The sequence below is a fragment of the Pseudarthrobacter naphthalenicus genome (assembly GCF_029076445.1).
Lineage (GTDB): Bacteria > Actinomycetota > Actinomycetes > Actinomycetales > Micrococcaceae > Arthrobacter > Arthrobacter naphthalenicus.
The window spans coordinates 54,574-80,750 of sequence record NZ_JARESG010000015.1; the positions used below are offsets into that span (position 1 = coordinate 54,574).

At 67.3% G+C, this 26,177-nt stretch carries 30 protein-coding genes and 1 pseudogene; 12 read left to right on the forward strand and 19 right to left on the reverse strand.

The window, feature by feature from the left end; genetic code table 11:
• Positions 1–77 precede the first annotated feature (77 nt).
• Positions 78–722: pseudogene (locus PY310_RS14980) on the reverse strand (NADPH-dependent F420 reductase); the annotation flags it as partial.
• A 168-nt stretch (positions 723–890) separates the two neighbouring features.
• Between PY310_RS14980 and PY310_RS14985 the strand changes: the two are divergent.
• On the forward strand, positions 891–1,469 hold the full coding sequence (locus PY310_RS14985) for a TetR/AcrR family transcriptional regulator (protein ID WP_275215265.1): 579 nt from the start codon (positions 891–893) through the stop codon (positions 1,467–1,469).
• Positions 1,470–1,590: 121 nt separating this feature from the next.
• Positions 1,591–2,046 carry an SRPBCC family protein gene (locus PY310_RS14990; protein WP_275215266.1) on the forward strand — a complete coding sequence of 152 codons (456 nt, stop codon included), beginning with the start codon at positions 1,591–1,593 and terminating at the stop codon, positions 2,044–2,046.
• On the opposite strand, the gene PY310_RS14995 is transcribed toward PY310_RS14990, so the two are convergent.
• Both PY310_RS14995 and PY310_RS15000 read right to left on the reverse strand, forming a co-directional pair.
• Positions 2,040–4,013 carry a serine hydrolase domain-containing protein gene (locus PY310_RS14995; RefSeq protein WP_275215267.1) on the reverse strand — a complete coding sequence of 658 codons (1,974 nt, stop codon included), beginning with the start codon at positions 4,011–4,013 and terminating at the stop codon, positions 2,040–2,042. The two genes, PY310_RS14990 and PY310_RS14995, sit on opposite strands and share 7 nt — an antisense overlap.
• Before the next feature lie 90 nt (positions 4,014–4,103).
• Positions 4,104–4,988 (reverse strand): pentapeptide repeat-containing protein, encoded by an 885-nt coding sequence (locus PY310_RS15000; RefSeq protein ID WP_275215268.1) that lies wholly within the window; start codon positions 4,986–4,988, stop codon positions 4,104–4,106.
• Between the two features lie 179 nt (positions 4,989–5,167).
• Here PY310_RS15000 and PY310_RS15005 point away from each other — a divergent pair, with 179 nt between their 5' ends.
• Together PY310_RS15005 and PY310_RS15010 are read left to right on the forward strand one after the other, a co-directional pair.
• Positions 5,168–5,857 (forward strand): DUF998 domain-containing protein, encoded by a 690-nt coding sequence (locus PY310_RS15005; protein ID WP_275215269.1) that lies wholly within the window; start codon positions 5,168–5,170, stop codon positions 5,855–5,857.
• Between the two features lie 121 nt (positions 5,858–5,978).
• Entirely contained in the window at positions 5,979–6,677 is a 699-nt protein-coding gene (locus tag PY310_RS15010; RefSeq protein ID WP_275215270.1) for a DUF6308 family protein, read from the forward strand.
• A gap of 25 nt (positions 6,678–6,702) precedes the next feature.
• On the opposite strand, the gene PY310_RS15015 is transcribed toward PY310_RS15010, so the two are convergent.
• The 5 genes from PY310_RS15015 to PY310_RS15035 are packed head-to-tail and all read right to left on the reverse strand — an operon-like array spanning position 6,703 to position 10,288.
• Positions 6,703–7,104: a (R)-mandelonitrile lyase gene (locus PY310_RS15015; RefSeq protein WP_275215271.1), complete on the reverse strand. Its 402-nt coding sequence runs from the start codon at positions 7,102–7,104 to the stop codon at positions 6,703–6,705.
• Positions 7,105–7,112: 8 nt separating this feature from the next.
• Positions 7,113–7,226, reverse strand: coding sequence for a carboxymuconolactone decarboxylase family protein (locus PY310_RS15020; protein ID WP_275215272.1), 114 nt, complete (start codon positions 7,224–7,226; stop codon positions 7,113–7,115).
• Between the two features lie 48 nt (positions 7,227–7,274).
• Entirely contained in the window at positions 7,275–8,300 is a 1,026-nt protein-coding gene (locus tag PY310_RS15025) for an aldo/keto reductase (RefSeq protein ID WP_275215273.1), read from the reverse strand.
• A 39-nt stretch (positions 8,301–8,339) separates the two neighbouring features.
• On the reverse strand, positions 8,340–9,221 hold the full coding sequence (locus PY310_RS15030; protein ID WP_275215274.1) for an aldo/keto reductase: 882 nt from the start codon (positions 9,219–9,221) through the stop codon (positions 8,340–8,342).
• Positions 9,222–9,256: 35 nt separating this feature from the next.
• On the reverse strand, positions 9,257–10,288 hold the full coding sequence (locus PY310_RS15035) for a zinc-dependent alcohol dehydrogenase family protein (RefSeq protein ID WP_275215275.1): 1,032 nt from the start codon (positions 10,286–10,288) through the stop codon (positions 9,257–9,259).
• A gap of 228 nt (positions 10,289–10,516) precedes the next feature.
• Between PY310_RS15035 and PY310_RS15040 the strand changes: the two genes are divergently transcribed.
• Positions 10,517–11,410, forward strand: a complete 894-nt coding sequence (locus PY310_RS15040; protein ID WP_275215276.1) for a helix-turn-helix transcriptional regulator — start codon at positions 10,517–10,519, stop codon at positions 11,408–11,410.
• Positions 11,411–11,467: 57 nt separating this feature from the next.
• Here PY310_RS15040 and PY310_RS15045 read toward each other — a convergent pair whose 3' ends face one another.
• Entirely contained in the window at positions 11,468–11,788 is a 321-nt protein-coding gene (locus tag PY310_RS15045) for a GYD domain-containing protein (RefSeq protein ID WP_275215277.1), read from the reverse strand.
• A 392-nt stretch (positions 11,789–12,180) separates the two neighbouring features.
• Here PY310_RS15045 and PY310_RS15050 point away from each other — a divergent pair, with 392 nt between their 5' ends.
• Complete coding sequence (locus tag PY310_RS15050) at positions 12,181–13,416, forward strand: MFS transporter (protein WP_275215278.1); 1,236 nt, start codon at positions 12,181–12,183, stop codon at positions 13,414–13,416.
• A 41-nt stretch (positions 13,417–13,457) separates the two neighbouring features.
• Positions 13,458–14,357, forward strand: coding sequence for an SAM-dependent methyltransferase (locus PY310_RS15055; protein WP_275215279.1), 900 nt, complete (start codon positions 13,458–13,460; stop codon positions 14,355–14,357).
• A 62-nt stretch (positions 14,358–14,419) separates the two neighbouring features.
• Here the strand turns inward: PY310_RS15055 and PY310_RS15060 are convergent, their stop codons facing one another.
• Positions 14,420–14,563, reverse strand: coding sequence for a hypothetical protein (locus PY310_RS15060; RefSeq protein WP_275215280.1), 144 nt, complete (start codon positions 14,561–14,563; stop codon positions 14,420–14,422).
• Positions 14,564–14,628: 65 nt separating this feature from the next.
• On the reverse strand, positions 14,629–15,453 hold the full coding sequence (locus PY310_RS15065) for a hypothetical protein (RefSeq protein ID WP_275215281.1): 825 nt from the start codon (positions 15,451–15,453) through the stop codon (positions 14,629–14,631).
• A gap of 266 nt (positions 15,454–15,719) precedes the next feature.
• Here PY310_RS15065 and PY310_RS15070 point away from each other — a divergent pair, with 266 nt between their 5' ends.
• From PY310_RS15070 to PY310_RS15080, 3 genes are read left to right on the forward strand one after another with little or no spacing between them, the layout of a single operon-like run.
• Positions 15,720–16,283 carry a GNAT family N-acetyltransferase gene (locus PY310_RS15070; protein ID WP_275215282.1) on the forward strand — a complete coding sequence of 188 codons (564 nt, stop codon included), beginning with the start codon at positions 15,720–15,722 and terminating at the stop codon, positions 16,281–16,283.
• Complete coding sequence (locus tag PY310_RS15075; protein ID WP_275215321.1) at positions 16,283–17,068, forward strand: SDR family NAD(P)-dependent oxidoreductase; 786 nt, start codon at positions 16,283–16,285, stop codon at positions 17,066–17,068. Before PY310_RS15070 ends, PY310_RS15075 begins: the two co-directional genes overlap by 1 nt.
• The gene (locus tag PY310_RS15080; RefSeq protein WP_275215283.1) at positions 17,065–17,523 is read left to right on the forward strand and encodes a YkvA family protein; all 459 of its coding nucleotides are present in this window, start codon (positions 17,065–17,067) and stop codon (positions 17,521–17,523) included. Before PY310_RS15075 ends, PY310_RS15080 begins: the two co-directional genes overlap by 4 nt.
• A gap of 45 nt (positions 17,524–17,568) precedes the next feature.
• On the opposite strand, the gene PY310_RS15085 is transcribed toward PY310_RS15080, so the two are convergent.
• From PY310_RS15085 to PY310_RS15110, 6 genes are all read right to left on the reverse strand, one after another.
• Positions 17,569–18,327: an SGNH/GDSL hydrolase family protein gene (locus tag PY310_RS15085; protein ID WP_275215284.1), complete on the reverse strand. Its 759-nt coding sequence runs from the start codon at positions 18,325–18,327 to the stop codon at positions 17,569–17,571.
• Positions 18,328–18,427: 100 nt separating this feature from the next.
• Positions 18,428–19,099 carry a DUF1345 domain-containing protein gene (locus PY310_RS15090; RefSeq protein ID WP_275215285.1) on the reverse strand — a complete coding sequence of 224 codons (672 nt, stop codon included), beginning with the start codon at positions 19,097–19,099 and terminating at the stop codon, positions 18,428–18,430.
• 60 nt (positions 19,100–19,159) lie between these two features.
• Positions 19,160–20,242 (reverse strand): DUF1648 domain-containing protein, encoded by a 1,083-nt coding sequence (locus PY310_RS15095; protein WP_275215286.1) that lies wholly within the window; start codon positions 20,240–20,242, stop codon positions 19,160–19,162.
• Positions 20,239–20,631 (reverse strand): GntR family transcriptional regulator, encoded by a 393-nt coding sequence (locus PY310_RS15100; protein WP_275215287.1) that lies wholly within the window; start codon positions 20,629–20,631, stop codon positions 20,239–20,241. Before PY310_RS15100 ends, PY310_RS15095 begins: the two co-directional genes overlap by 4 nt.
• Positions 20,632–20,893: 262 nt before the next feature.
• A complete protein-coding gene (locus PY310_RS15105) occupies positions 20,894–21,232 on the reverse strand; it encodes a cupin domain-containing protein (RefSeq protein ID WP_275215288.1) in 339 nt (112 codons plus the stop codon).
• Between the two features lie 114 nt (positions 21,233–21,346).
• Positions 21,347–22,384 carry a helix-turn-helix transcriptional regulator gene (locus PY310_RS15110; protein WP_275215289.1) on the reverse strand — a complete coding sequence of 346 codons (1,038 nt, stop codon included), beginning with the start codon at positions 22,382–22,384 and terminating at the stop codon, positions 21,347–21,349.
• A 120-nt stretch (positions 22,385–22,504) separates the two neighbouring features.
• On the opposite strand from PY310_RS15110, the gene PY310_RS15115 reads away from it, so the two are divergent.
• Positions 22,505–22,903, forward strand: coding sequence for a DUF1304 family protein (locus PY310_RS15115; protein WP_275215290.1), 399 nt, complete (start codon positions 22,505–22,507; stop codon positions 22,901–22,903).
• A 110-nt stretch (positions 22,904–23,013) separates the two neighbouring features.
• Here the strand turns inward: PY310_RS15115 and fdhA are convergent, their stop codons facing one another.
• The gene (gene fdhA / locus PY310_RS15120) at positions 23,014–24,225 is read right to left on the reverse strand and encodes a formaldehyde dehydrogenase, glutathione-independent (RefSeq protein ID WP_275215291.1); all 1,212 of its coding nucleotides are present in this window, start codon (positions 24,223–24,225) and stop codon (positions 23,014–23,016) included.
• A gap of 277 nt (positions 24,226–24,502) precedes the next feature.
• Between fdhA and PY310_RS15125 the strand changes: the two genes are divergently transcribed.
• The gene (locus tag PY310_RS15125) at positions 24,503–25,201 is read left to right on the forward strand and encodes a M15 family metallopeptidase (RefSeq protein WP_275215292.1); all 699 of its coding nucleotides are present in this window, start codon (positions 24,503–24,505) and stop codon (positions 25,199–25,201) included.
• Here the strand turns inward: PY310_RS15125 and PY310_RS15130 are convergent.
• The gene (locus tag PY310_RS15130; protein ID WP_275215293.1) at positions 25,198–26,145 is read right to left on the reverse strand and encodes a 2-hydroxyacid dehydrogenase; all 948 of its coding nucleotides are present in this window, start codon (positions 26,143–26,145) and stop codon (positions 25,198–25,200) included. The two genes, PY310_RS15125 and PY310_RS15130, sit on opposite strands and share 4 nt — an antisense overlap.
• Between the last annotated feature and the right edge of the window lie 32 nt (positions 26,146–26,177).

Sequence of the window (26,177 nt, forward strand, 5' to 3'; positions counted from 1 at the left end):
CAGGGTTTTGTCCGTGGCTGGGGGTACTCGACGCTTGTCCGCCGTTGCGCCGGCCGGATTTTCCTCCCCGAGGGCCCTTAGCGGACGATCTTGAAGTTGAACACCGGTGTACCGAGCGCGCCCCAGAGGCGGAGCCAGACCGGCAGGAGCATCTCCGTGCCACGGGCGGTGGTGATGTCACCGAGGTCAATGACGTCCTGGTGGCCGAACCCCTTCAGAAGCACGGTGACGGTGTGCTTGGCATCGGCGTCGTTCCCGGAAACGAAGACTGTGCTGGCTTCCGAAAGCTGGCCCGGATTGGCCATGAGATCCGCGTTGAGGGTGTTAAGGGACTTCACCACCCGGGCGGCAGGGAAGGCGCGCTGGATCTGCTCACCAAGGGAGTCAGTGTCCTTGACGAAGAGGGTTGGGGGCATGCCGTTGCTGAAGTCCAGCGGGTTGGCAATGTCGAGGATGGCCTTGCCGTCCAGGTTCTCCGCGCCTGCCTGGGCCATAACATCCAGGGATGCGCCGCCATTGGTGGCATTGACAATGAGTTCAGCTCCGGCGGCGGCGTCGGCAAAACGCGCAACGTCAATGCCGGCATTCGCTGCGGACCAGGCGGCGAAAGGAGCATTGCCCATGGCATCGGCGCCGGTGCGCGCGAGGGTGGCTTGAGGGTCACGGGTGCCGACGGTGACGGCGTGGCCGAGGCCGGCCAGGCGTTCTGCGATGGTCCGGCCTACGCTGCCGGTTCAGAGGACTGCGGTTTTCATGAAGCTCCTTGTTGCTGCGGTTTGGTGGCGACGACTCCGATGTGACGGATCGTTCTCATAGCTTGTGACGGAACGTTCCGTCTGTCAAACTGGTGTTTGTCAACGTGAAGGGTTTCAGAGAAGGAGAGTGGTTCGGTGGTCCGCAGGACGGGTGAGGAGAACCGGCGCAACGTCCTCGAGGTGGCCACACGGCTGTTCTACGAGCGTGGCATCCGGGCCGTGGGAATGGACACCGTGGTGAAGGAATGCGGGGTGGGCAACGCGACCGTCTACCGCCAGTTTCCGACGAAGGATGCCCTCGCCACCGCCTACGTCCAGGGCCGCGCGGATGCCTGGTTCGAGCGGATGGAGCTGGCTGCAGGCGAACATCCGGAGCCCCGGGACAAGCTGGTGGCTGTCTTCGACGTTGTCGCCGGTGACACTGCCGGCAGCACCTACCGGGGTTGCCCGATACTGAACACCAGCACCGAGTTCCCCGAGGGGGCGCATCCGGCCCATCTGGCGGCCGTGGACCACAAAAAGCAGGTGCGTGACTGGTTCCGCTCCCTGGCAGCCGACGCGCGGGCTGAAGACCCGGACGAGCTCGCAGAGGAACTCCTCATCGTCCTCAATGGTGCCTACGTCACGGCTGATATCCTCAGCGGAGAAACCTATGGGAAGCGCGCCCGGAGCCTCGCCCGGCGCCTCATCGACGACGCCTGCCCCCGCCTTTAGGACGTCACAGTCTTTCAAGCACGGCCGTTTCAGACCGCTCCTGACGCTGGCGTCCGAAAGATGGTCCTCCGGGGCCGGCGGCGTCTTTCCGCGTTGGCCCGGTGGATGGCAGAGTGGAGCCATGAATGAGCAGCCCGGCGGCCATGTCCTGAACCTGGAATGCAGGCTGGAGGCGCCGCCGGAAAAGGTCTTCAGGCTGCTGACGGAAGCAGCCGAGCTGGCGAAGTGGTGGGGCCCCGCCGGCTTCACTCTCCCCTCGGCCGAAATCAATCTGGCGCCGGGCGGCCGCTACCGCTTCCGCATGGCCCCGCCGGACGGCGAGCCTTTCCACCTCTCCGGCGAGTTCCTCGAAATCGACCCGCCCTGGCACCTCGTCTACACCTTCAACTGGGAGGAACCGACGCCGGACGACCGGGAGACCGTGGCCGACCTCGTGCTCGCTGCCGACGGCGGGGGCACGCGGCTGGCACTCTCGCAGGGCCCTTTCCTGACCAAGGAGCGGCTGGCCCTGCACCGCGATGGCTGGACCGAGTCCTTCGAAAAACTCCGGACCGCCGCGGTGGCTGCCGATCAGTAAGTGATGTCCGGCAGCAGCAGTCCGCCGGCCAGCGCCACCGCCCCGAAACCCAGGAAGGCCAGCGCCACCAGCGTAGCCAGCACCGCCCGGGACTTGTGTGCCTGCCGCGAGGCACGCATGGCACGCCACACCGCCGGCACCAGTCCGAGTGCGCCGAGCGCGGTTGCAGCCTGTGCACCACGGATCAGCCCGGGTTGCGCGGAAAATCCGCCCGACATCTGCATCACGGCACCAGCCCACAGGGTGACGCCGACGGCGATCACGGCGGCCGCGGTCAGCGTGATCCGTCGCAGCCGCATGTCGCGCCGCGGAAGGTCCAGCGGAGCCTTGAGCCGCCAGCCGATGATTGCCCGCACGGGCCAGGCGAGCAGAGCGAACAGGAGAACGCCGAGGGACCCTGCCACCACCGGTGCGGCCATGACCTGCCAGGCCGGCTTGGGGAGGAGCACGAGGGCCGGGCTGACTCCGATGGCCCCGACCGCACCGGCCTCATCGACCCGCACGGCCACGCGGTGGTGCCCCTCGCTGTCCTGCCACACCCACGGTTCAACCTCGGCCAGCCTGACCGGGGTGCCGCCGGCGTCGGTAAGCAGCGGGATGGTGAGTGTCCCGGCGTCGTCGGCGCTGATCTGCACCGATGCCAGCATCGAGTAGGCCCGCATAAAGGTGCTTTGCGGCGTCCGTGACAGGCCGTAAATTCCCGCGACGGCCTGAGCATGGTCCGCGGCGGTGCCCACCGGTGACGGACCCGGTCCGGCGGCCGGGAAGTAGCGGTCCGCGAAGCCATCCAGGACCGCGCGGCGCAGGACGGTTGCGGAGTCAGCCCGGGCGCCGGAACCGTTGACCGCGATGAAGATGCCGGTGGCGTCGTCCGGGTAGAGCTGCAGGGCGGCGTGCGAATGGATCAGGTCCCCGCTGTGCCCGAGGATCCGGCGCCCGTTGCGGTCCTCCTCGAAGAGTCCGAGTGCCATCCGGTGCCCTGCGGCGAGGCCGCCCAGCCGGTCCTCCCCCAGCGCCGGGCTGTGCATCAGGGCGAGCGTCTGCTGGTTGAGCAGGGCGGACCCGCCGGTGTTAAGCTGCGCGAGCAGGAAGGCGGCCATGTCCGCGGCGGACGCTGACAGGGATCCGGGCGGCCAAGGGCCCACCAGCTCAAACGGGATGGGCTGCTGGTGCCGGGACGGATAGACCTGGGCGAGGTCCGCGTTCAGGCGCTCCGGCAATGGCTGGGCGAAGCTGGCCGTCGCCATGCCGGCGGCCCGGAGCACCTCGTCCTGAAGGTACTCGGCAGCCTCACGCCCGGTGACGGACTCCACCACGTAGGCGGCGAGCGCGTAGGAGTAGTTGGAATACGCCGGTGTGGTCCCCGGCTCGTAGATCTGATCCGGCGGAGCCGCGGTGACGGTCTCGCGCAACGCCGGCACGGGGGTGCCGGCGGGCAGGATCATGTTGGCGTAGACCTCCTCGAAACCGGCAGTGTGGGTGAGCAGGTGCCGCAGCGTGATGGGCGTTCTGAAGCGGGTGGGAAGCTCAATGTTCACGTAATCGGTGACCGGACGGTCCAGATCGACCTGCCCACGCTGCACCAGCTGCATCACCGCCGTGGCCACCACGGTCTTGGAGACCGAACCCACCCGGAAAATAGTCCTCTCAGGATCCACCGGGCGGGGCTGGTTCCCGCTGATGCCCGTATCCGCCAGGCCAAAACCGCGCCGGGTCAGCACCCTCCCGTCCCGGACGATCGAGACCGCGGCGCCCGGAATCTCCTCCCGCTCCAGCAGCGCCGGGAGCACTCCGTCGAGCCACGCATCGGCGTCGGCCGTAGTGAGCTCCGCGGACACGGCCACAGGCTGGGCGGCCGGAATCGCTGGGGCGGCCCAACCCGGCTGTGCCGCAACAAGCAGCCCGGTGGAGAGTATGGCGAGGCCGACGGCTAGGACGCGGGCGAGGGACTTCCGGTGGCTGGTCACAGGCGGAGCCTAACAGCGGCCGGCTAACAGGCGGAGCCGCAGCAACCCGGCAGCAGCCCGATCAAGGCGGGCGCCGCCGTCGTGATTGATTCATCCCTGACCCGAACCTGGCCACCAGTGCGGTGGCTGCACCAGGTCCGCCGGCAGCCGGGTTGCGCGGCTGCCGCGCGCCGCGTTGAGCTGCGGCTGGGTCAGATACAGGGCCGCCGAGAGGTCGGCGCCCTCAAGCCGCGCATCCCGGAGGTCCGCACCGAGCAGATCCACCCCCGATAAGTCGCTGTCTCGCAGATCAGCCGCAATCAGGTAAGCCCCTCGCAGGTCTGCACCGCACAACCGGCGTCCCCTGAGATTGATGCCCATCAGGTCGGCTCCGGGCCGGAGCCCGGCATCCAGGTGGTCACCGCCCGCGGCAAAGTAGGCGGACCGGACTTCCGTGCTGACCTCCATCAGCATTGATCTCACCCGGGCATGAAGCTCCTGGATGTCCAGTGCGAGCAGGGGCTGCAGACCGCCGTCGACGGCCTGCCCGATGATGGTGCCAAGTTCCGCGGCCTGTTGGGCGAGGTCGGGATCGAAAGTTCGGCACCGGGCCTCGGCCAGGTACCAGAGCATCTCGTGCAGCTGCCGCACGGCTTTGAACGCGGCAAACATCGGACCGGTGGACTCGGGGTTCTCGCGCCAGCTCGTTCCGCCGAAGAGCCCCTGGGACACTTTTTGGCCGGCGCCGAAGCAGTCAAAGACCGTGCAGCCGCGAAACCCCCTGGGGCGGAGGCTGCTGTGGATGGTGCAGGAGAAATCGGCGGCGAGGTTCGGGCAGGGTGTTCCCGCAGGTTTGTCGAGCGCAAATTCTGCCGAGCGCGAGAATCCGAAGGCGGTACAGCAGAGGGCAAAGCAGTTTCCGCAGTCCGGGAGCAGGGACTGCCGGTCAAGGGCAGGCGCCGAGTGTGCGGCGGGGTGGGCTGAATTCGTTTGCATGTGGTCTTCCCGATCACTGATCCCAGATTACTCTCGGCGCTCCCTGTCAGGCCAAGGCCGTTTGACCCTACCCGCAGCGGGCGGCCCGGCCGAAGCTTAAGGCGGTAGGCGTCGGAGCGGATGCTCGCGGGCCCTGCGCCGAGCCGATGCCGGACCGCGGGCCCTTAGGAAATCCTGACGTGCCAATCGAGAAGCACCGGCTGCCGCGGCACTGGCTGGCCGCACCGCTGGAAGGCCAACGTGGTGACCCGATCCGCCAGGCCCTCCTCGCCTCAGGACCACTCTCCTCGCTGCTCTACGTGGTGGCGACCGACGGCGTCGCGGCGGCAAAGTGGGAGGGTTACCGCCGCACCGAGCAGATGGTCAGTGAACTCCTCGCCGTCGGCTCCCCCGGCCGCGACGCCATCGTCCCGCTCCTGTGGATTTACACGGTGCTGTTCATCGCCTTTGGGGTAGGGGTATGGAGCTCCACGCACGGCAACCGCGCCCTGCGCACCGGCGGCGGCCTGCTGATCGGCTACGGGCTGTGGAACATCGCGGGAGGCTTCTTTCCGCTGAGGCTCGGCGATGAAACGTCCGTTCCCCTGCACATCCTGGCCACCAACGTCCAGCTCGCCCTCATGGTCGCCGCGATGTGCTTCGTGGCCGCAGGGTTCCACGGCCGCATGCGCTGGTACTCGATCATTTCGCTTGTACTTTCCGCGGTCATGGGCATGATCGCGTTCATGGCCGCGCCGGGACCGAACCTCGTGCTGGGCATCGGCGAAAGAATCAGCATCGGGGCGTTCCTGCTCTGGGTGGCGGTCCTGGCAGTGGCGCTGTGGAAGCGGACCTTGTCCCGGCAGGCAGCTGAAGGGCCGCCGTCGTAAATTCCCGACGGCGGCTGCCGCGTTCACGTTGTGCGGATAGACTTCCGGTGATTTCCGGGTCCGCTGTCGACCTGACGTCTGCATGGCTGGATCGGCGCCGGGCACAACAATGGGGGGACGCATGGCAATTCCTGCCATTCTGGATGACGACCACATAGACACTGCTGCCAAGCTGCTCGGCACCTACTACCGCCGGACCGGTGCCGGGCTTCCCGCCTATAAGGGCAGCATGTACAACTGCTGGGGCGGCGGCGGGGATGCGCCCCATGACGTGAACCGGATTACGCCCGACGACCTGATCGCCGTCTCCTTTCTCTGCGCGGACGTCCTGGACAGGGCCGCGTTTGGCATCCTGGACACCCAGGCAGCCCTGGTTTCGGACCTGCTGGCACAGATTCCGGCCAGCCTGGACATGGCCGACGTGCAAGCCGACGAGTTCGACAAAATCCTCGGCGACGCCAGCCCCGCGTTTCAGCTCCGGCACGTTCTCAGCGGACGCGACACGGGCTGGGGCATGGGCGAGACGCGCACCAGCAAAGTGATGGCCCGCAAACGCCCGCTGCTGCTCCCTGTCTACGATTCCGCCGTCGGGCATCTGATGAACCTCAACCGCGGCCCGGCCGGTCAGTGGCAGAGGTGGCACACCGCCCTGACGGACGGCACCGGGCTGCCGCAGCGGCTCCGGGAAATCCGCCGGCTCTCACGGATCACGGACCCGATCTCCGAAATTCGCGTCATGGACATCGTGCTCTGGATGTACGGGACAGGCACAACAGCCGGCGAACAGCTCTGGCGGGACGTCCCGGGCAGCCGGTTCTGACCGCCGGCGCGTTTTTGGCGGCAGGTCAGCGGCCGTTGAATTCCTCGTCCGTGATGTGCTCCGCCCACGTGGTGGTCTTGGCCGGGTCTTCGCCGTTTTGAAGCATGGCAAGGTGTTCCATAAAGCAGCCGGGGGCGGCCGCGTGCCAGTGCTCCTCACCGGGCGGGGTATAAAGCGTCTGGCCGGGATGGACTTCGATGATCTTTCCGTCCCTCGTCCCGAAACGGCCTACGCCCTGGGTGACGCGCAAATACTGGCCGTGCTGATGGGAATGCCAGGCGGTCCGCGCTCCGGGCGCAAACCGGACAGTGGCTACCACCATCGTCTGGTCGCTCTCGTGGGGAAGCGCGATGGGGTCCAGCCACACGTCCCCGACGAACTGCGCCGGCGGGTTCTTGGTGGTGGGCACGGTGGGTTCGATGTTCATGGTTGTCCTTACGTGTTGTCTGTGACGAGCTGCTTGGCGACGCCCATCGCGGACATGCCCCTGGGCCAGCCGGCGTAGAGCGTCACATGGGTGATGGCTTCGATCAGTTCATCCCGGGTCACGCCGTGTTCCTTCTTTAGGTCCGGAGTGAGTGGGGACCGCCCGGGCGGTCACGGCCGTGTCCGCCGCCGCGCCTGCGCTGTGAGTTCGTGCGCGCCGTAGCTGTTGTCATCCGGGTTGACGGTGACGCCGGGTGCGACGATCTTGTCGATGCGGTCCAGCACGTCGGCTGAGAGCGTGATGTCCGCGGCGGGCAGGTAGGACTCCAGCTGCTCCATGGTGCGCGGACCCACGATGGCGGACGTCACCCCGGGGTGGTTGATCACGAAGGCGATGGCCAGCTCGATCAGGCTGAGTCCGGCTTCTTCGGCCAGTTGGGCGAGGTCCTCGACGATGTCGAGTTTGCGCTGGTTGGCAGGGCTTGTCATGTCGAACCGGGCGTTCGGCCGCGCGGATGAGGTGGGTGCGGACGCCGAGTCTTTGCGCCAACGTCCGGACAGCCACCCGCCGCTGAGCGGGCTGTACGTGAGCGTTCCCATGCCGTACCGCTGCACGGTCGGGAGGACGTCCTCTTCGATGCCGCGGACAAGGATGGAGTAGGGCGGCTGTTCGGTGACGAACCGCTCCAGACGGCGTTCGCGTGACGCCCACTGGGCTTCAACGATGTGCGATCCGGAGTAGGACGAGGAGCCGATGTAGCGGACCTTGCCCTGGCGGACGAGGTCGGTGAGTGCGCCGAGGGTTTCCGCCACGTCCGTGTCCGGGCTGGACCGGTGGACCTGGTACAGGTCCAGGTAGTCGGTGTTCAGGCGGCGCAGGGAGTCTTCAACCTCGCGGATGATCCAGCGGCGGGATCCGCCGCGGTGGTTGGGATCCTCGCTCATGGGCATAAAGAACTTCGTGGCCAGGAAGACATCGTCGCGGCGCCCGGCCAGCGCCTCGCCGACGATCTCCTCCGACGCCCCGCCGGAGTAAACGTCGGCGGTGTCGATGAAGTTGATGCCGGCGTCGAGGGCGCGGTGGATGATGCGGGCCGAATCGGCGCGGTCGTCGTTGCCCCAGGGGCCGAACATCATCGCGCCGAGGCAGAGGGGGCTGACCTGCACGCCGGTGCGGCCGAGTGGGCGGTATTCCATGGAGTGGTTCTCTCTGTCGTGGGATTCAGGCTTCGGGGTTCAGGCTTCGGGGATGACCATGGCGAAGCGCTCCTCACGGGCCACGTCGGGGTCGGGTCCGTTCCGCACGCCGGTATCGAGGGCGTCGATGGCGGCGAGTTCGTCGGGCGTGAGTTCGAAATCAAAGATGTCGAAGTTCTCGGCGATGCGGGCCGGGTTGGTCGATTTCGGGATGGCCGAGCGGCCCTGCTGCAGGTGCCAGCGCAGCATGACCTGGGCCGGGCTCTTTCCGTAGGTCCCCGCGATGGCGCCGATGGCCGGGTCCTCCATGACGTTCCGCCGGTCCTCGCCCCAGCCGGGGTAGAAGGTGATCCCGCCGATCGGTGACCAGGCCTGGGTGAGGATGCCGTGCCGGGCGTCGACTGCCTGGACATCCTGCTGGGTGAAGTAGGGGTGCAGTTCGATCTGGTTCACGGCCGGGATGATGTCTGTCGAGGCCAGCAGCTTGTCCAGGTGGTGGGGCATGAAGTTGCTGACACCGATCGCCCGCACCCGCCCGTCGGCCAGCAGAGCCTCGAGTGCCCTGTAGGCGGCGATGGTCTTTTCGAACCGGTCAGGAGCGGGCTGGTGCAGGATGAGCAGGTCGATCTGGTCGACGCCGAGTTTGCCGGCGGCCTTCTTCCAGGCGTGGCGGGTCTGGTCGTAGCCGTAATCGCTGACCCAGACCTTGGTCTCGATGAACACCTCCGAACGGTCCAGGCCCGAGCCGCGGATGCCGTCACCGACCTCCCGCTCGTTGCCGTAGGCGGCGGCTGTGTCAATGTGCCGGTATCCGGTGGCGAGTGCTGCTTCGACAGCCGCAGTGGTCTGCTCCGGCGGACTTTGGAAGACGCCCAGGCCGAGAGCCGGCATGGTGACGCCGTTGTTGAGTGTGAGGTTCATGTTTTTGTCCTGATTCTGTGGTTACGGGGGTGCGGTTACGGACGAACGAGTACTTTGAGTGCTTCACGCCCGGCCATGGCCTGGTAGCCGGCGGGAACGTCGTCCAGGCCGATGGTGCGGTCGAAGACCTTGCCCGGATCGATGCTTCCGTCAAGTACGAGCGGCAGCAGTTCCTCGATGTACGCGCGGGCGGGTGCGACGCCGCCGGTGAGGGTGATGTTGCGCAGGAACTCGGGGAATCCGAGCGGCACGTCGGAGAACTGCGGCGCACCCACACGGCTGATGACGCCGCCGTCACGGACCACCCCAATCGCCATCTCGATCGCCGGTTTGAGACCGACGGCTTCGAGCACGGCGTGCGTTCCGTCGCCGTTGGTGAGTTCCCTGACCTTGGCGATGCCTTCCGCGCCGCGTTCGGCGACCACATCGGTGGCACCGAATTCGCGGCCGAGGTCGGTGCGGGCTTCGTGGCGGCCCATGAGGATGATGCGCGAGGCGCCCATCAGCCTGGCCGAGAGGACTGCCGAGAGGCCCACGGCGCCGTCGCCGATCACGGTGACGCTTTGGCCGGGTTTGATGCCTGCCTTCTTGGCCGCGTGGTAGCCGGTGCACATGACATCGGAGAGGCTCAGCAGCGACGGGATCAGTTTCTCGTCGAACCCCGGGGGGACCACCACCAGGGTTCCCGACGCCTGCGGGACCCGCGCAAATTCGCCCTGCCCGCCGTCGTTACGGCCACCCCAATGGGCGCCGTGGCGGCAGGAAGTCTGCAGGCCTTCCCGGCAGAAATCGCAGGTGCCGTCGGAGGCGACGAACGGTGCGATGACAAAGTCACCGACCGCCACGCCGGTCACGTCGGAGCCGATCTCTTCGACGACGCCGACGAATTCATGGCCCATGCGGGCGCCTTCGGCGGACTCGGGCCTGGAGGCGTAGGGCCACAGGTCGCTGCCGCAAATGCAGCCGGCGACGATCCGCACGACCGCGTCGGTGGGCTCCTGGATGGTGGGGTTGGGGACGGTCTCGACGCGCACGTCGCCGGCGCCGTACATCAGTGTTGCTCGCATTGTGATTCCTTACTAAGTGGGGCCGGTTTCCAGTCAACACCGGTCACGGACCTCGTGGGAGGGCAGGCTAGTACCCCTTTCAAACGGTGGGGATTACCGCACGGCTGTGGTGGGTGCAGGTTTTATGCATTCAATGCAACCGTGATTCCGTGGCGGCCGGGAGTCACTGCCGGACAGGGTAATGCCAGTCCCTCCCTCGTCCGGTGGACGGCGCGTAGCGTGGAGGCCATGACACACAGCGATGATGTGCGGAAGTTCCTGACCTCCCGCCGGGCCAGGATCACGCCCGAGGAGGCGGGCCTGCCTCTCTATGGCGGGAACCGCCGGGTCACCGGGCTGCGCCGTGAGGAAGTGGCCATGCTCGCCGGGATGAGCGTGGACTACTACGTCCGCCTTGAGCGCGGCAACCTCTCCGGCGCCTCGGACAGCGTGATCGAAGCACTAGCCCGGGCCCTGAAGCTTGACGACGCGGAAACGGCCCACCTTTTTGACCTTGCGCGGGCAGCGACCGCTTCTCCGCGCGTGCGGCGCAAACGGAGCCCGCAGGCGGTGCGGCCCAGCGTGCAGCGCGTTGTTGACGCGATCACCACGGCCCCTGCCTGGGTCCGCAATGACCGCGGAGATGTGCTGGCGTCCAACGAACTGGGCCGGGCTCTTTACCTGGAGATGATGGCAGAGCAGGTCACGCCGCCGAACAGCGCGCGCTTCACCTTCCTCAACCCGAAAGCGAGGGACTTCTTCGCCGACTGGGAACGCAGCGCGGACGACATCGTGGCCGTCCTGCGCTCCACAGCCGGGAAGAACCCTTACGACAAAGACCTGACGGACCTGATTGGTGAACTGTCCACCCGCAGCGAGGAGTTCCGCACCAGGTGGGCCAGGCACGATGTGAAGTACCACCGCACCGGCCGCAAGCGGCTCCACCACCCGATCGTGGGTGACCTGGACCTGAGCTTCGAAGCCCTGGAGCTCCCCACAGACCCCGGGCTGCGGATCAACGTGTACACGGCAGATCCCGGCACACCCTCGGAGGATGCCCTGAAAGTCCTGGCCAGCTGGGCCGCCACCCAGCGCGCCGACGAAATCCCTGTCAGGCACCCAACGGAAGCGCCGCCGTCGTAATGTCCGACGGCGGCGCTGACCAGCTGCCTTCTGCGCATGCGGCTACTGCGCCCGCGGCTACTGCCCCGGCGCCCGGTAGGAAGGCGTCTTCCTGGCAGCCTCGTCAATGTCCTCCGGTGTCATGAGCGGCTTCAGGCGGACATCCACGGTGCCGGTGGAATTGATCATCAGTGACAGGGCCGCCGCGGCCGCCTGGTCCGGCACATCAAAAACACCAAGGACGTCGATGTCCCCGAACGCGTAGTAAAAACTCTCCAGTGATCCGCCCACCGAACTGAGCGCCTCCGCCAGCGCTTCCCGCCGTTTGGTGCCCCCTTCACGCATGAGCCCGGTAATTCCGTCGCCCACGTAATTGGCTTCAAACAGATACTTCGTCATGGTTTTTCCTGTCCCGTGGTGTCCAGGACGCGGCATCCCAGCGTGTGCCTGGCCCCCGTGAGGGAGGGTCCTGGCCGGTCCCCCGCGTGGGGCCGTGGCCATAGCCTAGGCCCGCCGCCGGGCAGTGACAACGGCTTCCGCAAAGTGCCGGGGCGGTGCGCCGGGGCGCCCGGCGCCGTCGTGGGCGCTGTCGTGGGGCACATTGACGGCGACCCGGTCCGGAACCGGCTCAATCCGCGGCGTGTCCGTGTCAATGTGCCCCGATTCGGCCGCGCATTCAGCGTCAACTGTGGGGGCCCTGGCAATACCCCTATCAGCGCAACCTTCCTCGGCAACAAGCGAACGGGTGCAATGGATGCAGGCCATTTCCCCTGCACCAATGAGGAGTTCGCATGCGCGGGCAGACAACAACCGAGGGCGGCGTTACGGCCGCCGGTACCAAGCACGTTAAGGTCCGACGGCGGCCCCGGCTCCCGCTGGCCGTCTACGTTCTGGCGCTGGGCACCCTCCTGATGCTCACCAGCGAGTTCGTGGTGGCCGGTATCCTGCCGCTGATCGCAAGTGACATGCAGGTGAGCGTCGCGCAGGCCGGATCTCTGATCACCGTCTTCGCGATCGGCATGGTGGTGGGCGCGCCGCTGATGGCGATGCTGACAATTCGCCTGTCCAAGCAGCTGACGCTGGTCCTGGCGCTCATCGTCTTCGTTGCCGGCCATGTTGTGGTGGCGCTGGGCCAGGACTTCACGCTGCTGCTGGCGGCACGGTTTGTCAGCGCGCTTGCCACCGGCGCGTTCTGGGCAGTCTCAGCTGTGGTGGCCACCCGCGCGGCGGGGCCGTCCTCCGGCGCCCGGGCGGTAGCTGTGGTGGGTGCCGGCGGGGCCTTGGCCACCGTCCTCGGCGTGCCTCTGGGGGCCTTCGTCGCGCAGGTGGTCGGCTGGCGCGGAACCTTCTGGGCGCTGGCGGCGGCCGCCTCGCTGGCCACTGTACTCGTCGCCCGCCTTATTCCGCACGACTCCCCCGGCGCGCACCCAACGTCCCTCCGTGCTGAACTGGCCGGCCTGCGCTCGGGCCGGCTGTGGCTGGCGCTGGCCGCATGTGCCACGACGTGCGGCGGCGTACTCGCCGCCTACTCCTACATCGCCCCGATCCTCATCGACCAGGCCGGAGTGACAGTTGCCCATGTGCCGCTGGTGCTCACCGGGTTCGGCATCGGTTCGGTCATCGGCACCCTCCTCGCTGGCCGTTTCGGCGATGCCCACCCGGGCCCGATCACCATCGTCACCCCCGCCGTGACCACCGTCCTCCTGCTCGCCATCAGCCTGGTGTCCGGTTCGCCCTGGTTGACCAGCGCCCTGATGGTCCTGCTGGGCCTGTTCGGTCTCAGCGCCAACAGCGTGCTGATCCACCTCGCGGTGCGCTTCGCCGGGAAGGCCGCCACCCTCGGTTCAGCCCTCAGCGTCTCCGCGTTCAACGCCGGCACCGCCGTGGGGACCGCCTTTGCCGGCGCTGCCTTGGTGTCCCCGCTCGGGACCAGGGGCCCGGGGCTGGTGGGCACCATCATTGCCGCGTTGACCCTGATTCCCGCCGCTGCACTCGCCTTAGCTCGCCGCCGCCGGGCGGCGCAGTAGGCTCCGCAGTGAGAAGAAGTACGACGGCGGGAGGAACCACCGTGACTGAATTTGAGGACCAGGGGCTGCCGCTGACCGCCCTGGCCGTGGCTGCGGGGCGCGCGGTGGAAACCTCCCGGCCCGGCGGGCTCGTGGCGGACCCGTTTGCCCTGGCGCTGGTGGAAGCTGCCCGGTCGCACGTGGATTTCCCCACCGCCTGGCCGGCGGCTCCCAGCACCGCCTCCCCGCTACAGCAGCCGCTTCTGCTGGCATCGATCTACATCGCGGTGCGGACCCGGTTCATCGACGATTTCCTGCGTTCAGATTCACAGCCGCCAACCCCCCAGACGGTGATCCTGGGCGCCGGGCTGGATACCCGCGCGTACCGCCTCCCCTGGCCCATGGGCTCACGGGTCTTCGAAATCGATCACGCCAACGTCCTCGAGTTCAAAGCCGGCGTACTGGGCCGGCTTGCCGTCCGGCCGGCGCCCGAGCTGGTCACCGTGGCCACCGACCTCGCCCTCCCCTGGCGCGAGCCGCTTGTTGCGGCCGGTTTTGACCCCTTGCAGCCCACCACCTGGGTCCTGGAGGGCCTGCTTCCCTACCTCGACGCCGCCGCTCAACTGTCGGTGCTGAAGGAAGTTGCAGCGTTGTCCGCACCGGGCTCCCGGGCCGTGATCGAGCGGGCCGTGCCGCTGCCTAAGACCGACGATGTAGAAGCCAAGCTGCGGGACTTCAGCCTGCAGACCGGCCTGTCCATGACTGAACTGCTGGCGCGGGCCGACCCGCCCGATCCGCTGGAACTGCTCACGGCGGCCGGCTGGCGGTGCACCGGCCACACGGTCCAGGAGCTGTGCGCCACTTACAACCGCCCGCTGTCCCTTGCCGTACCCACTCAATCCCCACCGCCCCAGGCGCCATCCGGCCAGTCCCGTGGCGGCTTCGTCACTGCCCTCCGCTGAGCCAAGCGCGGGCACCCCGCCCGGGCGCCGCCGTCGTACGTCTCCGTCCGCGGAGCACGGCGTCACGAGACGCGGCGGAATTCCCCTGACGGAAGCTGGACGTGGATTGGCAGGACCAGCTGGATATGGGTGGCGCCGATCGGCTCCTCAAGCAGCTCGTTGATGGAGGTCTGCCCCTCCAGCTCAGTCGTCTGTTTCGTACCCACCCATCGACAATAGGTGAACCGCAGCCGCCGCGAATCCCATGACACGGCATCCCCGAGGAAGACTGTTAGCCGACTGGCACGAGCTTGTAGGCGAAGCGGCCGGCCACGCCACCAGCAGGACTGACACTCACCTCCACTCCCTCGTCGGGCAGCGTCACGGGTGCCGTGAATACCTGCCCCTCGCAGGGGATCTGTGTGGGGACAACAACCTCGGCACCCGCTGCGGTGGACACCGACACCTCGGCCCCGGCTGGTCCATCGCAGACCAGGCGGAATTCGTACTTGCCCGGTGGGGCCAGGAGCGTTCCCACGGTGGTGGTGTCTGCCATACTGGCGCCCACGAATTCGCCGGGCAATTGCGGTTGCAAATGCTTCGCTGACCATTCTGAGAAGTCCGCCAGCGCCGACGCCCTGGGGTCCGGGTTGGTCTGCACCTTAACGCCTGTTGCGGAGGGCCCACCTATACGCGGGACTGCACTGATGGTCACCGGCCCGCCCGGGTGCCTGAAGAAGCGGTCCAGCACGGTGTCGCACTCAAAGTCCGACGCCTCGGGGATGCCGTCAGCCTTCACGATGGTGAGCCTGGCCCCGTAAACTCCGGCACAGGCGCCGGTGACCTGATAATCCCCCGGCGCCAGCACCAGGAACAACTTCCCAACGGGCTCCGCCTCGGAGGGCATGCCGGGATCCGACGCCGGCAACCCGAGCAGACGGGCCACCTCGGCGGTGTTTTCCGCAAAGGACCGTGGCGGCGTTGGTGCCGGCGCGGACGTGTGAGCCGATGTATCGGCAGGGCCGTTGTATTCGCACCCTGTGAGCGCCAGGCCAAGACCGGCCGCCATCAAAAGGACGCTTCCGCGCCCGGCCGGCATTCCCCCAAGAGCTGACATGCCTCCGAGTCTAGGGCCTCCCCACCGAGGCGATGCCATGACAGGATGGGGCGCATGAGCCGAGTCACGTGCCGTCGCGGGCGAACGGCCGCTCGACGGCGTCGGGAACCTGACGCTGGAGCCGACCGAAGTGCGCGGCACCAGTCTCGTGACGCACGTGCACTACCGGGTGATGCACTGAGAACGCTCGGAGGAGTGCCGACGACGACGGCGACACTGCCGTCGTCGTCCTCTGCGCGGCGCCGCCCCTGGACTACGATCTTGTGATGCCTCTCCTCATCGCTCCCGATGCCAGCTACCACTCCTCCTGGCTGGAGGCGGCCGCAGAATTTGACGGTGCCCGCCGCGATGGCGGCGGTGCCGAGGACTGGGCTTTGGCGGATCTTGCGGAGACCGAATCGTTCCGGGGATTTGTCGACTCGCTCCGCAACGCTGCCCTCCCGGAGGCGCCCCGGAAGCCGGGACACGTCCCCTGCACGTTCCTGTGGGTCGTGGACGGCAGGACATTCTTGGGGTCGCTGGCCATCCGGCACGAGCTGAACGACTTCCTCCTCAACGAAGGCGGCCACATCGGCTACAGCATCAGGCCCTCCGCCAGGCGGCGTGGCCACGCCGCCGAGGCGCTGGCCGCCGCCCTGCCCATCGCCCGGAAACTGGGCATCACCAGGGCACTTCTCACCTGCGACGAAACAAACGCCGGTTCCCGGGCGACGATCGAAAGGAACGGCGGCGTCTACGAGGTCACCCGGAACGGCAAACGCCGCTACTGGCTTGAATGCGGCACACTGACCCAGGCCACGCAGGCCGCACGGCACAGAACGGAGGAATGATGGCCCGCATTTTCATCACCGGCTCCACCGACGGCCTGGGGCTCGCTTCGGCGCAGTCGCTCCTCGACGACGGGCACGAAGTCATCGTGCACGCGCGCACCACCGGTCGGCTCGGCGCGGTGCAGGAGCTGATCGACCGCGGCGCGCTGGGCGTGGTGGGCGACCTGTCGGACACGGCGCAAACCCGTGACCTTGCGGACCAAGTGAACCGGAGCGGGCCCGTGGACGCCGTCCTCCAAAATGCCGGCGTTCTGGGCGGACCCCACATTTTTCAGGTCAACGTGGTGGCCCCGTACCTGCTGACGGCCCTTATTCATCGGCCGCACCGCCTGATTTACCTGAGCAGCGGCATGCACCGCGGGGGCCGCTTCCGCCTCGCCGGCCCGGACGGCCCCGGGGGCGGGGACGGGTCCCGGGGCAGAGGCGGGTCCGGGGGCGGAGACGGGTCCGGGGCTCCCTCACGGGTGTCCTACTCGGACAGCAAGCTCTATGTCACCGCGCTCTCCGCTGCCGTCGCCCGGTTGTGGCCTGATGTCCTGAGCAACGCTGTGGATCCCGGCTGGGTGCCCACGAAGATGGGCGGCCCCGGCGCGCCGGACGATCTTCGGCTCGGGCACCTCACCCAGGAATGGCTCGCCGCCAGCACTGACCCCGGGGCCCTGACCAGCGGCGGCTACTGGCACCACCAGCACCGGCAGCAACCGAACGCCGCCGTCCTCGACCCGCACCTGCAGGACGAGCTCCTGGATTATCTGGCGCAGTTGACGGGCGAGCGGCTGACGTGAGTTCGCAGTGGTGGGAAATTGCCGCAGGTGTCCTGGCCGGGCTGGTTGCGGTCTACGCCATCCTGCTCCTGGCCCTGTGGGCGTACGCCCGGCGTCACCCGGAAACTGTGGGGATGAGGGACGCCTTGCGGCTGCTGCCGGACGTGCTGCGCGTGCTCAGGCGGCTGGCGGCCGACAAGTCCGTAGCGCGCGGGGTACGTATCAAGCTGTTCCTCCTGCTGGGCTACCTGGCGTTCCCGATCGACCTGGTGCCCGACTTCCTGCCGCTGATCGGCTACGCCGATGACGTGATCATCATGGCACTGGTTCTCCGCTCCGTGATCCGCTCCGCGGGCCCGGACGCCCTGCGGCGGCATTGGCCGGGCACCCCTGCCGGGCTGGCCGTCGTCGAACGCCTCGCGGGCCTTCCGGCGCCACGCCCCGGTAACCCGGAGCGTAACCCCGGAGCCGGGTGACGCATCAGCGTTTTGGATGGGCAGGCGCCGCACCGTGCGGGCGGTTCAGCCCTGCACCGCGGCGGACAGGATGCGCTTCATTTTGTCCCGCAGGAACTTCTGCCCCTGGGCGCTCGGGTGCTCACCGTCCGGGCCCAGCAGGACGTCGGCGCGGCCGCTGAGCCACTGCTCGGCGATGGGATCGATGAACTTCACGCCCATGTCCTGGGCAACCGCGGCCTGGGTGTCGCGGACGTCGGCCAACACCGGGTCCGGTTCCTCGCTGCCCGAAAGTGGCCCGACCGCCACGAGAACGGCGTTGGGGGCCAGCGACGAGGCGGCCGCGAATGTTGAGGCTGCAGCATCCCGCAGTTCCCCCGGGTCCGCCCCTGTGTCATTGTCGGACCCGAAAAAAACGACGACGTCAGCGTCCGGGCTGACGGCTGACTCCACTTCCATGGTGAAGGTGTCCCCGTCCTCACCGGGAACCAGGTAACCGCTGCCGTTCTCGGCAGCATTTGTCACCTGCACCGGCCGCTTGTTGGAAAGGTGCGCTGATTGTAGGAGCTTTGGCCACGCCAGCTTCGGTGAGGTTCCCAGCCCGGTGCTCAGCGAATCTCCGATCACCACCACCCTGACCGTGGGACCGCGCTTGCTGTCTGCTACGGGCGCCTGCCTGGTCGGGGACGGTCGGCTCGAAGGGGGCTGAGCGGGCGTTGGCTGCGCATCGGTGCCAGCCGGAGTGCACGCAGCAGTGGCAAGAAGGAGCATCGCGGCAGCGGATGCCTTCGCGACAGCAAGGATCCGCGGTGACGACCCGTTCATCCACTCCTCCAACATCCCGGCGGCCAGGAACAAAAGAAGGCAATCCGTGTCTGGCTATCTTAACTCGCGCTCCCGAAGATCATCGCCACCAAGGCTCATGTCAGTTGATCAAACCGGCGACAAGGTTGATGGTGGTGGCCAGGACAATGGTCCCCAACAGGTAGGACAGCAGCGCCTGGCGCAGCACGGTGGTGCGAATCGCCTCGGTCTTCAAATCGGTGTCCGAGACCTGGAAGGTCATGCCGACCGTGAAGGCCAGGTACGCAAAGTCCAGATAGCGCGGGGGTTTGCCTTCGTTGAAGTCCACACCTGCCCCGTGCTGGTAATAAATGGAGGCATAGCGCAGAGCGAAAAGCGTGTGGACCAGGAACCAGGACAGCGCCACACTCCCCAGGGCCATCGAGATGATGGCTGCCTTCGTGCCGCCCTGGGCGTTGGAAGCGTCCAGCAGAATCAGGGCAACCCCGGCAAAGCTGGCCACGGTGGCGATCAGGACCAGCGCATCGGAGACGCCGCGGCCCGGATCTTCGCGCCGCGCGTGGGCAGCCGTGGCCTCCGCCTCCAGCGGCCCGACGACGGCCCAGACCCACATGAGATAAGTCAGCGACGCCGCCGCCCAGCCCATCGCCGGCGCGTACGCCCAGGACTTCAGCGCTCCCACTGCCAGAGCCGTGCCTATGCCCACAATCACCATGACCAGGAAACGGAGGCGCGAACGATGGACCAGCGAGTTGAATCCTTGATCCGGACCGGCTGCGTCAGATTCATTCATAGGTCGATCATCCCATCCAGGGCGCCGCAGCCACGGGGGCCGCGCGGGCACCCTGACACCTCACCCGCCCAAGCGGAAAATGACCACCAGGGCGATCAGCGCTACCACGCCGGCGATCAGCATGGCCGCCCTGGGGTTGCCCCAGTTCAGGGTCCACCCCAGACCGAACCGGCGCGGGACAACCAGTGCATGGTCCTCACGGTTGATGTAGAACAGGCCGCCGCGCCAATATTTGTCATCGTCACGGTGCGTCAGGCCGGTGTCCTCCCCGTTAGCTCCCCGCTCCCGGTTGTTCCTGGCCAGGACCACCACAGTAATTACGACGGCGGCCAGGACCGGGAGCGCGACCACCAGTGGCGCCCACCGCGTGACGGTTCCCGTCCACATCAGCAGTGAGGATCCGAGCATGCCCAGATCGATCATGGCCACCAACCCGAGCAGGGCCTTGGCGCCCACGGAGATGTAGTGCCTGGACCAGCGCGCAGAGCCCGCCGGGTGGGCCGGATCCAGGTCGGGCCTGCTGCGGATAATTGCCGCCGCCATCCCCGCCAGGAGCGCCGTCAGGCCAACTTGCACGAACACCAGTGAGAAGGCCGCACCGATGGACTTGGCGACCTCCCTGTCCGGCAGGCCTTTCGCGCCATAGTGCACGGCGAGGACGTGCGGCATGGACGGGTACAGGAGCACCCCGGTCACGGCCGTGGCCGCGGTGATGATGACCGCTGGTGCCAGCCAGAGCCAAGGAAACCGCGGCGGGTCGGTCCGCAGGCCGGTGTCCACCGAAATGCCCTGGTGCAGGCCCTCGAACCAGGCACCGGCGGCCTTCGCGGCCCGGATCTCCTGATGGGCCAGGTAGAAACAGCCGTACCAGAGACCAACCAGAACCAGCACCGACAGCGGCAGCAGCAACGTTGCACCGGTCGCCACAAACAAGCCCACACCCACCGAGGCGGCCACGAGCCCGCAAACGAGCACTCTCCACCTGTAGATGCGGACCTGCCGGACCACCGCCGGGTCCTCGGCACGCTGGGCCGGCACCCGCACCCCGAAGGGCACCGTTGGACTGGTGACTGAGGGCAGGACCAGACCTAGCAGGAGCACCAGCCCCAACAGCACAAAGCTCAGAACTGCGGCAGCGATCATGGCGTATCCTCCCGTTGCTTGGCACCAAAGGAATCGAGCATGGAACTGCAGGTCCTCAGGACCTCGTCGGGCGGGATTCCCCTGGCAACAGCCTCGGCCAGCAGAGTCCGGACCTTCGCAGCCCAGTCGGAGGGGACCATCGGATCCGTGACCGCGGCGGTCACCACCGCACCTGATTTGCGGTTGAGCCGGATCAAACCCTGCTGCCGCAGAAGGTCATAGGCCTTGTTCACGGTGTGAAAGTTGATCCCGAAGTCGGCTGCGAGGGTCCTCGTGGCCGGCAAGGAACTGCCCGCTGTTAGCACGCCCTCGGCGATCGCCTCGACAATCTGGTCCCGGAGCTGCTGGTAGATCGGCACCTCACTGGCCAGGTCAATGCTGAGGATCATGGCCTCTCCCTCACCTCTGTTATAGCAGTTATAGAACAAAGGTTGGCTGGGTGCAATGCCTCGACCGTGGGCTTCCGGGTCAATTCTGTTGGGGAGACCTCGTGGACTTGTATGAAGGTTGTAGTCCGGGGCAGTGGCGGGCGTCTACCTCACGGGCTATGAGGGTACACCGGTGGTGGGAACGGACGGGCTTGCACCGGGTTCGTGCCCGGTGCAGGCCCGAGCGGCTTCGTCTACGACGGAAATGCCCGGTGGACCGGTATCAGGGACGGTCCGTCTTGACCACGGTGAACAGCACCGCCGAGTCCTCGTCCGCTTCCAGGCTGTGCAGCCCGTCCGGCACGATCAGCAGGTCACCGGCTTTGCCCTGCCACGACTCGCCGCCGGCCCGCAGCGTGACCGATCCTTTGACCACGTAAACCGTGGCCTCGCCGGGGTTCTGGTGTTCGCTGAGCTGCGTGCCGCCGCGAAACGCCATCACCGTCTGCCGGAGCCGCTTTTCGTGCCCGCCAAAGGCCGTATCCGCGGCGCGTCCGCTCGGGGCCGCCACGGCGGCCGCGATCTGCTGGCGGGCCAGGGCATCAATCGATATCTTCTGCATGAGGACACCGTACCCACAATGCACCCGCCACGTCGCGGGTGCATTGAATCGGACGCTCCCCTTCAGCCCCGGCCGGGAAAACCTCGTTGGGCCCGCGCGGCCTTGGGCCCGTCCTCACACCACCAGCTTGGCCACCAATTCCCCGCGGCTGCCGACGCCCACTTTCGCGTACACGGATTTAAGGTGGTCATGGACCGTGTGCGGCGAGATGTACAGCCGCGCGGCGATGTCCGCGGTCGGCTTTCCGGACAGCACCTCAACGCAGACCTCCTGCTCCCGCGGGGTGACACCGTATGCCGCCAGGAGCAGGCTGGCCAGGTCGTGGGTGGTGGCCGGTTCAACGGTGACCACCATCTGTTCCGGGTCATCTCCGGTGATGAGGCGGCTCGCCTGCAGCACCACCCAGTTGTTCCGGGCATCGCGCATCCTTGCCCTGGCCGTGCCCGAGCCCGAAGCATGGGCCTGTGCCACCGCTGAATGCAGGGTCATGGTGAAACGGCCCGGGGCGGAGTCCTCCACCTCGGCCAGCCAGGCGACGGCGGCCGCCGTGGCTGCCCGGAGGTCGCCCCGCGGCCCGGCGACCACGATCACCGGTCCGCCCACTGTTGGCCGCCCGGCATGGGCCGTCCGCACCGCGATCCGGCTGGCCGCCGCGAGCGTCGCCGCCACGGCAGCCAAGAATTCCACCTCACGGTCCGAAAAATCCCGTCCCGGTTCCCGGAAAATGCTTCCCACTCCCCAGCAGGCCTCGTCCACCCGGAACACCGTGCGCAGTTCATGTTCCAGGCCGAGCGGTTTCAGGATGTCGTTGATCCGGACACTGCGCATCACGTCGCGGTGCGGTGCATCGGAAATCCTCGCGACCGGCCGCGGACGCCGGGACAGTTCCGCGAACCGGTTGGGTTCCTGGCCCGCGTACTCCGTCTCGGCGAACCGGGCCGCGTATTCCTCCGTCACGCCCCAATCACGCCAGTTCACCACGGAGGTCATCACCAGGGAGCCGGGGTCGACGCCGGCCCAGCACCCCTGCTCGAACGGAACCTGCTGCTGCACCAGGCCGAGCGCCGCGGCATAAAGTTCGCCCAGGCCTGTCCCGGCTGCGGCCAGGGCGGCGATCTCACGCCGGGCGCGCTCAGCGCGTTCCTCCCACATATGTCCAGTATCCGCGCGGCGGGCGGCGCCGCAATCCCCCAAACCGGGGGTTCCTCAAGCACCCCGGAGCCCTCCGCCAGGGGATGGAGGCGGCTGCCGCCGTCGTCGTACTCTTCCTCCATGAACGCCGTATCCCAGGTTTTCGCGGTCCTTGCCGCGGTGATCTATATCCTTGTGTTCCCGCTCGAGAGTTTTCTGATGCACCGGCCGGGAGCGCAGAAGTTCCTGAGCACCCCGCCGCAAAACGTTCCGGCCGTGATGATGTGGGCCATTCCCACCGGGTTCCGCAACCTGGCGATCGGACTGGGAGTGCTGGCCGGGGTGGTGGCCGTGAATATGGGCTATCTGGTGGTGGGCTACACCCTGGTGATCTACTGCTGCGTGAACATGGTGCTGACCGCTCCGGCCATGTTCCTGGCGGACATGCTGGGCCACTACCCCAGGAAGGGTGACAGCATTCCTGGCACCCTGGGCGCTACCGTCCCGGCCCTGATAGCTCTGGTGACGTTGCCGTTTTGACCTGAACCAACGGCCATTCCCGCCGGCCACGACCAACAGGCCGTGGGCACCTTCGGCAAGGGAAGGTGCCCACGGCCGCCTTTATGATCGGACGCAGCGGCCCATCGGGCTTAGCTGAGGTAGCCGTTCGGGTTCAGGACGTACTTCGTGGCTGCCCCGGCGTCGAATTCGGCGTAGCCCTTGGGTGCGTCTTCAAGGCTGATCGCCTTCGCATTGACGTTCTTGGCGATGTTCACCTTGTCGTTCAGGATGGCCATCATCAACTGCCGGTTGTACTTCATCACCGGGCACTGGCCGGTCGTGAAGCTGAGCGACTTCGCCCAGCCGGTACCGAGGCTCAGGCTCAGGGAACCCTTCTTGGCAGCCTCGTCGATTCCGCCCGGATCGCCGGTGACGTACAGTCCCGGAATGCCCAGGGCCCCGCCGGCCGCGGTGAGCTCCATCAGCGAGTTGAGCACCGTGGCGGGCGCCTCCTTGGCGTCATGGCCGTGCCCGCGCGCCTCGAAGCCCACGGCGTCCACACCGCAGTCCACCTCAGGCACACCCAGGATCTGTTCGATCTGCTCCGCCGGGCCGCCCTTGGTGAGGTCCACCGTTTCGCAGCCGAAGCTGCGCGCCCTCGCGAGCCGCTCCTCGTTGAGGTCCCCCACAATAACGACGGCGGCACCGAGCAGGTGCGCGCTGGTCGCCGCTGCGAGGCCAACAGGACCTGCGCCGGCAATGTAGACCGTGGACCCGACGCCCACCCCTGCGCTCACCGCGCCGTGGAACCCCGTGGGGAAAATGTCCGACAGCATGGCCAGGTCCAGGATTTTCTCCATGGCCCGGTCCTTGTCCGGGAACTTCAGCAGGTTCCAGTCGGCGTAGGGCACCAGCACGTAGTTGGCCTGGCCGCCCACCCAGCCGCCCATGTCAACGTAGCCGTAGGCGCTGCCCGGGCGGTCCGGGTTCACGTTCAAGCAAATGCCGGTCTTGCGTTCCTTGCAGTTCCGGCACCGGCCGCAGGCGATGTTGAACGGGACCGAACAGAGGTCACCGACTTTGATGAACTCGACGTCGCGGCCCACCTCCACGACCTCGCCCGTGATCTCATGCCCCAGCACCAGGTTGGCCGGCGCCGTGGTGCGGCCGCGGACCATGTGCTGGTCCGATCCGCAGATGTTGGTGGCCACGGTCTTCAGGATGACTCCGTGGTTGACGCTCCGCCCCACGTTCGCCGGGTTGACGCCCGGACCGTCTTTCAGCTCGAAAGTTGGATAGTCAATGTCGATCAGCTCGACCTTGCCGGGTTCCTTGTAGGCAACGGCTTTGTTCCCTGTCATCATGCTCTCCTCTTGTCAGCGCAGCTGCCCCGGTAGGGGCGCGGCGGATCATAAAGTGTTGCGATGGACCTCCAGGTGCAGGGGCCGCCCGTGGCTTGAGCAGCTGGATGTCATCCTGCGGTCGAAGGTCTGGCCAGTGTAGGCATGCCTCACCGGAAAGGGCCATAGCCTGCACCCCCTTTCTGCTCCCCTCTCACTGGGCCGGATTCCACTCGACTCGGGACGCGGCAGACAGGTAAAGTTCCCGCATCCGTTCGGAGAACTTTTGGAGGCGGCTGTGCTCAAAAAAATCAGCAAGTTGACCGGGGCCGTGGCGGGACTGCTGCTCTCGCTCGGCATGATCGCACCATCGGCGCAGGCACTAGCGACAACTGGCTACGACACCGATTCCGCCGGCAGCCTGCAGGTGGTGGTGAACAAGCACCGGCAGTTGGACCCCGTGACATATGTGCCGTCGAAGCTGGTCAGGGTCCAGGGAGAGCGGCTCCGGGCCGAGGCGGCGGACGCGTACAAGCAGTTCGCCCAGGCCGGGAAGTCCCAGGGCATCAATGTTGTGCCGGTCAGCGGCTACCGTTCCTACAGCCAGCAGGCCAGCCTCTACGACAGCTATGTGGCCCAGTACGGACAGGCCACGGCAGACACCCTCTCGGCCCGGCCCGGCTACAGCGAACATCAGACCGGCCTGGCGATGGACATCGGCAACGCCAGCGGGGCCTGTGCCCTGCAGGCCTGCTTCGAAAGCACTCCCGCAGGCAAGTTCGCGGCCACGGACGCCTGGCGGTTCGGGTTCATCATCCGGTACCCGGCCGGGTACGAAGGCACCACCGGCTACACGTACGAGCCCTGGCACCTGCGGTATGTGGGCAAGACCATCGCATCCGAGATGCACGCGCAGGGGGGCGCGCCGACCCTTGAGGACTACTTCAAGCTGGAACCGGCCCCGGATTACCTGACCGCCGCGGCGCTCGCGGGCTAGCGGCCGTCGCCGCCGCCCAACACCACGTTCACCGGTTCTTCACCGGCCTGCAGCAACCCGATCTGCTTCCGGATCAGCCGGGCCATCCGGGGCAGCATGGCTGTGCTCGCGCCGCCGACGTGCGGAGTGATCAGCACACCGGGAACGGTCCACAACGGATGGTCCTGGGGCAGCGGTTCGGGGTCCGTTACATCCAAGGCCGCCCGCAGCCGCCCGGTGGAGGTCTCGCGGAGCAGGGCGTCGGTGTCGGCCACCGGACCCCGCGCCACGTTCACCAGCAGCGCCCCGTCCGGCATCGCGGCAAGGAATTCGCCGTTAACCAGGTGACGGGTCTGCTCGCCCAAGGGAACACTGACCACCACGATGTCGTGCAGCGGCAGCTGCTCTTGCAGGGACTCAATCCCGTAGATCCGGCCCGTGGCATCGTCCCGGGCGCGGCTGGCCAGCCGGGTCACTTCGGTTTCGAACGGCAGCAGCCTGGCCTCAATCGCCTTGCCAACTCCCCCGTAGCCCACCAGCAGCACGCGCCGGTCGGCCAGGCTGGGGCGCAGCCCGTTGTCCCAGGTGCCCGTCGACTGGTTCCGGGCAAAGTCCCCGAGCCCCCGCTGGCTGGCAATCATCATGCCCACGGCAAGTTCCGCCGTCGAGGTTTCATGAACTCCGGCAGCGTTGGCAAAACGACACCCCGCGGGCAACGCCTTGGCCACGCCGTCGTACCCGATCGACTGGCTCTGCACCAGCCCCACGCTGACGGCGGCGAGCGCCGCGAGGGCATCCGGTTTGCCCATGTATGGCGGCACCACCAGATCCAAGTGCGGCGCCGGCGGCTCGCCAGTCAGGTCCCACAGGACAACTTCAACGCCGGCGGGCAGCTCCACCGCATCAGCCAACTCCTGGCTGGGCAGGCTCACCCGTAAATTCTGTTCCGCGGCCACACCGGACATCCGTGCTCCCTCTCTCGACGTCCCTGACAGTT